The sequence below is a fragment of the Thermosipho sp. (in: thermotogales) genome (assembly GCF_020054775.1).
Classification (GTDB): Bacteria; Thermotogota; Thermotogae; order Thermotogales; family Fervidobacteriaceae; genus Thermosipho; species Thermosipho africanus.
This window is the reverse complement of record NZ_JAIHAP010000096.1, coordinates 1-6,731: the sequence shown is the minus strand read 5'-3', so window position 1 is coordinate 6,731 and position 6,731 is coordinate 1. Positions and strand designations below refer to the sequence as shown.

At 25.7% G+C, this 6,731-nt stretch carries 4 protein-coding genes; all 4 read left to right on the top strand.

Annotated features, from left to right (window positions below; all coding sequences use genetic code 11):
* On the top strand, window positions 1-2,322 hold a 2,322-nt coding region (locus tag JG780_RS10340), incomplete at its 5' end, for a DNA methyltransferase (RefSeq protein WP_287570555.1).
* 5 nt (window positions 2,323-2,327) lie between these two features.
* On the top strand, window positions 2,328-5,261 hold the full coding sequence (locus tag JG780_RS10335; RefSeq protein ID WP_114702825.1) for a DEAD/DEAH box helicase family protein: 2,934 nt from the start codon (window positions 2,328-2,330) through the stop codon (window positions 5,259-5,261).
* A 120-nt stretch (window positions 5,262-5,381) separates the two neighbouring features.
* On the top strand, window positions 5,382-6,074 hold the full coding sequence (locus JG780_RS10330) for a winged helix-turn-helix domain-containing protein (protein ID WP_012580535.1): 693 nt from the start codon (window positions 5,382-5,384) through the stop codon (window positions 6,072-6,074).
* Between the two features lie 338 nt (window positions 6,075-6,412).
* Window positions 6,413-6,562, top strand: a complete 150-nt coding sequence (locus JG780_RS10325) for a hypothetical protein (protein ID WP_012580534.1) — start codon at window positions 6,413-6,415, stop codon at window positions 6,560-6,562.
* Window positions 6,563-6,731: the final 169 nt, after the last annotated feature.

The window sequence follows — 6,731 nt, the reverse complement described above, 5'->3', positions numbered from 1 at the left end:
AGAGAAGAGTTATTTGAAAAACTATACACATTCTTTAAAAGATATTTTTCAGAAAGTGGATCGATTTATTACACATATACACCATGGAGTGAAAGAATATATGAAAGAGTATATGACCCAGAAAAAGATGTAATACTTTTCTGGAAAACGCATATGTTGTACTATGTCAAGACCGAAAAAAACTACAAAAGTGTTGAGATAAAGATAAAAGGAATAAATGGTGAAGAGATAAAATTTTATTTTGATGTGTCAGAGTTAGAACATAAAAAAGCAAATGAGAAAAAAGAAATAATGTTTGAATTCAAAGAAATAGACAAAGACAAAAAGATAGTATTAAGATGTATATATTCAGAGAAAGGAAGAAAAACAAAAATAGACGAAATAGTAAAGCAAGCAAAAGAAGGATATAAAGACATAACAACAGAAGATGTAGAAAAAGCAATAAGGATATTTAACAAACAAAGTGAAGTAGATTACTTTATAAACAAAGATGCAGAGAAATTTTTAAAAGAACAATTAGACATGTATGTATATCAATACATGTTTGATTCAGAAAATGTATGGAGTATGAAGAGGATAAAAGAGATACAAGTATTCAAAAAAATAGCGAATAAGATAATAGAATTTATAGCACAGTTTGAGAACGAACTGGTAAAGATATGGAACAAACCGAAATTTGTATTTAACAGTAATTATGTAATAACAATAGATAGGATAGTAGAAAAAGAAGGAGGATATGAAGTACTTGAAAAGATATTAAACCATGAGAATATAGAACAACAAATAGAAGAGTGGAAAGAATTAGGAATAGTTGATGAAGGATTCAAAAAAGAAGAAATATATCAACAAGAACAAAGTAATTTGTTTAGTCAAAGAGGATATTTTAAAGACATAGAGATTGAGATATTGGAATTATTTGACGATATAGATGAAGAACTTGATGGATGGTTGATAAAGAGTGAGAATTATCAAGCTTTGAATTCGATATTACCAAAGTTTAGAGAAAAGGTTCAAACAATTTACATAGATCCTCCATTTAACAAAGAGCAGGAGGCTGATTATTTTTATTCAGTAAAATACAAAGATAGTACATGGGCAACTATGTTGGAAAACAGATTGAAATTATCTAGAGAATTATTAAATGAAAAAGGAAGCATATTTGTAAGATGTGATTACAATGGTAATTGGATAGTAAGACCATTAATGAATGAAATTTATGGACAAGAAAATTTTAGAAATGAAATTCAAGTAAACAGAATCGTCAAAAAAGGATTTGGAGCTAATAGATTTCCTACAGCGACTGATTCATTGTTTTATTATAATAAAACCTTTGTGTTTTTATTTAAAGGTTTTCGAAAAAATCTAAAAACTCCTAAAGAACCCTGGTGGCACGACATGACATCTATGACTGCTGGGAGGAAAGGTGGACCAGCACGAATTATTTTTGGTGCTGAATTAAAACCTCCTGAAGGAAGAGCATGGACATTCAGTCAAGATAGAATATATCAATTAGAAAAAGAGAAAAAAATAAGGATTAGATGTAGTGTTTGTGGATATATTCATTATGAGGGAAAATGGGAAAGATGCCCAGAATGTGGTGAAAATAAACCTCGAGTTGATTATCTTGTTGAAAGTGATGGAAAAGAACCAATAGATACTGATTGGACAGATATACCAGGTTATTCATTTAATTGGAACTTTCAAACAGAAAATTCTGAAATTTTATTACTTAGAGTTATAGAATCAACAACCAACAAAAGTAATATAGTTATGGATTTCTTTTTAGGAAGCGGCACAACAATAGCAGTTGCACATAAGTTAAGGAGAAAATGGATTGGTATTGAAATGGGAGAACATTTTTACACGGTAGTTTTACCAAGAATGAAAAAAGTTTTAGCATATGATAAATCAGGTATTTCAAAAGAGAAAGATGTTAAAGAATTATATAATGAAAAAAAAGCAGGTGGATTTTTCAAATACTATGAATTAGAACAATATGAAGAAGTATTACGTAATGCAAAATATGAACATGGTGACTTAAGTTTACAACCATCACCAGGAAAAGATGTATTTAATGAATATATCTTCATGAGATCTCCGAAATTTGTAGAAACATTATTAAAAAGAGAAGGAAATGAATACAAAGTTGATTTGTCCAAGCTCTATCCGGAGAAGAAGATAGATATAGTAGAGACATTGTCAAATGTATTAGGGAAGAAAATAAAGAAAATAAGTAAAGAAAGTTTTGAATTAGAAGACATAGGAGAAATAAGGTATGATAATATACCAGTAGAATATATTAAACCTCTTATATGGTGGTGAAAACTATGGCGAGTAAAACAAAAAGTTCGAGCAACATAAATATTTATCCTCTTTTAATGTCTTTTATAGATGAAAAAGCACCAATTTTTGAAGAATTGCCATATGATTGGAGAAATGTAGATTTAGTATCATTTTCAGATACCAAGAAATTATGGGATTTTCAAATTGAAGCATTAAAGTATGCTATACGAGCATTGTATTATTATTATGAAATTCTAAATGCAAATAAACAAAGATTTTGGAATGAATTGGAAGAATATTCTGTAGATTTAGATTTATCATCTATTATGGATATTAGAAATTCTGAAAGTGATGTCTGGAAAATTCTAAATAGATATTTTTATAACGAAGGAGATAAGATACCGTATAGTAATTTTATTAACAGAATGGGATTTTGGATGGCTACAGGAAGCGGAAAATCATTAGTAATAGTTAAGCTAATTGATATTTTAATAACATATATGGAAAGAGGTCTAATACCAAAAACAAATATCCTTTTTTTAACATATAGAGATGATTTAATTAAGCAATTTAAAATTCATTTTGAAGAATTTAATAAATCTCAAAGTGGAAAAATTTTAAAATTATATGAGTTAAAAGATTTTAATAGTGTGAATAATTACAAAAACTTTATTGAATATCCAATTTTTTATTATCGTTCAGATAATATTTCAGATGTTCAAAAAGATAAAATAATTAATTATGAAAACTATGATAATGGTGGAAATTGGTATGTTATTTTAGATGAGGCTCACAAAGGTGACAAAGAGTCTAGTAAATCGCAACAGTATTTTTCTATTTTATCAAGAAATGGATTTTTATTTAATTTTTCTGCAACATTTACAGACGAAAGAGACATTTTAACTACAATTTTTGAATTCAACTTATCATCTTTTATTGAAAAGGGTTATGGAAAAGAAATTAGGATTTTTGATGAAAATTTGAAAATAAAAGATAAAAGTATTAAAGATTTTGATGAGGATAAAAAATACTTGATAATTTTGAAAACATTAATTTTACTTACATACTTAAAAAAGATATCAAAAGAATTAAGAGAGAACCAAGAGCTTAAATTGGAATATCATTCACCACTAGCAGTATTTCTTGTAAATTCAGTTAATACAATTGATTCTGATTTAAAGTTATTATTTAAGCTTATAAAAGAAATTACATCAATAGAAGGTTATGAAAAAATATTGAATTCTCAAATTTTTAAAATGGCTATTGAAAGTTTTAATAACCCTATTAATCCATTTGATGAAAATGAAAGTTTTTCTGGAGCAAATATTGACAAAAATTTTATATCAAACATTACTCCTTTAGATGTATTAAAAGAAGTATTTAATTCAGACGCCCCTGGTGAAATTGAAATAGTTAAATCGAAGTCTGAAAAAGAATTAGCACTTAAACTTATGACAAGTGATAAGCCATTTGCTTTAATAAAAGTAGGAGATGCTAATAAGTTGTTTAAATCACTAGTTGATGAATTCAATTTAAGAGTTCAAGAAACTTTTGTTAATGAAGATTATTTTTCAAATTTAGATGAAAAGGAATACATAAATATGCTATTAGGGTCCAGAGCATTTTATGAAGGTTGGGATTCAAATAGACCTAATGTTATAGTTTTCATTAATATTGGAACAGGTGAAGTTGCCAAAAAATTTGTTCTGCAATCTATTGGAAGAGGTTTAAGAGTTCAACCTGTAAAAAATGGTGATAGAAAAAGATTAGGAATATTGCCAACATTTGGTAAATACAGAAACTTTATATTGCCAATTGAAACGTTATTTGTATGGGGAACTAAAGCAAATGTAATAAAACAAATTATTGAAAGCACGAGAGAAATAATTAAAAATTCTGGTGTAAAAATTGAACTAAAGAAAAATATAGAAAGAATTAATGGAAATAAGTTGTTTGTTCCTTATTATAGAAAGGTAAAAAGAAGTATAAACATCAATGCATTAAAGAATGAAAACATACAAAAATATATTATCAATACTATTGATTATAATGATGTAAAAAATGTACTTAAAAGCATTTCCGATGAACTATTATATTTATTCTATTTTACTAAAGATGATGAACCAATAGAAAAAATAAAATTACTAAGAGAAATATTTGAAGATAAAAATAAAGATAATTTTTTTAAGATTAGAGATAATAAAAAACGATTAGGTTGGCATGAATGCATAAAAGATATTATTAGATATATAAACAATTTTGTTATTATTGAAACGATTTCTGATGTTATAGAAAGTGAGGAACCTATAATTCATTACAAAGGAATCAAGATAAGAATTCCAAAAGAAGAGGAAGTCAACAAAGTAAGGGAAACAATAGAAAAGGTTTATAGTGAACATGATGAAGAAAGAATAAGTATAACGGGAAAAGATAGAGATGAATTAGAATTAGATTTTATTAAAGAGCATTATTTTATTCCTGTAATAAAAGCTCTTGATAGAGAAGTTGTAAAAAACTTATTGGTCAACATTCTTAACGAAAGAAGCGAGATAGAGTTTATTAATGAATTAAAGAAAAAATCTAATTATTTTGAAATTTTTGATTGGTGGTTATTCAGTAAAATAACTCCAAAAATAGATAGTGTTTTTATACCTTATACTGATGACAATGGTATTGTACATAACTTTTATCCTGATTTTGTGTTTTGGTTTAAAAAAGCCAATAATTATTTTGTTGTTTTTGTTGATCCTAAGTCAACTGAATATGCAGACGGGTATAGAAAAATCGATGGATTTGTTAGGTTGTTTTACGAGAATGGAAAACCAAAGGTTTTTAAAAAAGAAGGATTAAAAATTATTTTTGACTTATATTTATTTAATAAGAATTTTGGTAGTCCAGAAAAATATCAAGAATTTTGGGTAGGAAGTGTTGATGAATTTGTAAATAGATTAATTAAAAGATTTGAAACCGAGTTATAGATTTTTATTTTTAACATAAGATTTTATAGCTTCTAGAGAAACGAAAGATAGTAGTAGAATATGTCAAACCTCTAATATGGTGGTAATTAAATTTTCAACAATTAATATTTTAAATGCTAATTGTTTTTACAAAGAAAAGAGAGGTTTTATTATGGGATAAACAAAAAAGAACTTAATGAATTTTTTGAAATTTTAATAGAGGAAATCAAAAATATTATAAATGAATTAAACCATGAATTTGAGCTTGAAAATAAATCTAATGACTTCAATAAAATAACTAAAATTGAAGAAAGAATAACAAAATTTATCTCAATTATTGAAAAATTACAGGAATTAAAAAAAGAATGTGATAATATGTTTAATAATATAGATTTAAAAAAAGAATGGAATAGAATTTTTATGGTTAAAAATTCAAAGATTACTTCTAGGAAGAAATTTGTAAAATTAGAAAAAGGTTTGAAAACACCTGAGAAAGAATTTAGAATTCCAATACTTGAAGCCTTAGTTGAATTAGGTGGAAGGGCAGAGGCAAAAGAAGTTCTCAAAATTGTTGAGCAGAAATTGAAAGGAAAACTTAATAAATATGATTATGAAAATATCCCTTCTAATCCACATAAAATACGTTGGAAAGATACTGCAAGTTGGTGTAGAAATACACTTGTTAATGAGGGACTTTTATCATCAAATTCACCAAAAGGTGTTTGGGAGATAACTGAAAAAGGAAGAAAATATTTAGAAGATTATAAAAAAAGAATAGAAAATAATGATGAAATTATATTGTTTGAAATAAAGAATAATAAAACAAGATATTGAATTTTTCTATTTTCTTAAAATTTTTACATAGACGGCTATAAGGTGATTGTAAAATTATTTTTTTATGATTCAATTCTTTTAAAAATTAGGAATAATTGTACATCTGCCTATAGATTAGACAGATAAGAAATAGAAAATATAGTTTTTCATAAGTGCAAGAAATCTAAAATAAAAAAGTCTTTAGGATTAAGAGGAAATAGCTAAAATTTAATTTTAAAGGGATGGTTTATACATGAAAAAATTAATAGATTTAATAATTGAAGTCTTAGAAAAAAGGAAAAGTACCAGATTTTATAATTCATATTCCAAATACGCAAAATAATTTTGTAGTAATAGAAATGAAATTAGCAAATAATATAAGAAATATTGAAAAGGATTTTCAAAAATTGAATGAATTTAAAAAATTGCATTATAAAAATCTTGTAGAAATTATAATTGGGTTGGAAAGCAGAGTTAGAAAATTAAGTGATTTTAATACTCTAATCTAAATATAGATATAATGAATGAAAGGAGTCTTTAGACTCCTTTTTATTTTTTGTTAGAATTCTACTATGCAATATAACAAAAATTATCGAGTTTGATTTTAATATAAGTATTTTTTGACCGATCTCTGTAATACTTTATAAATACATATTTGAAGCCAATTAAAAAAACAGT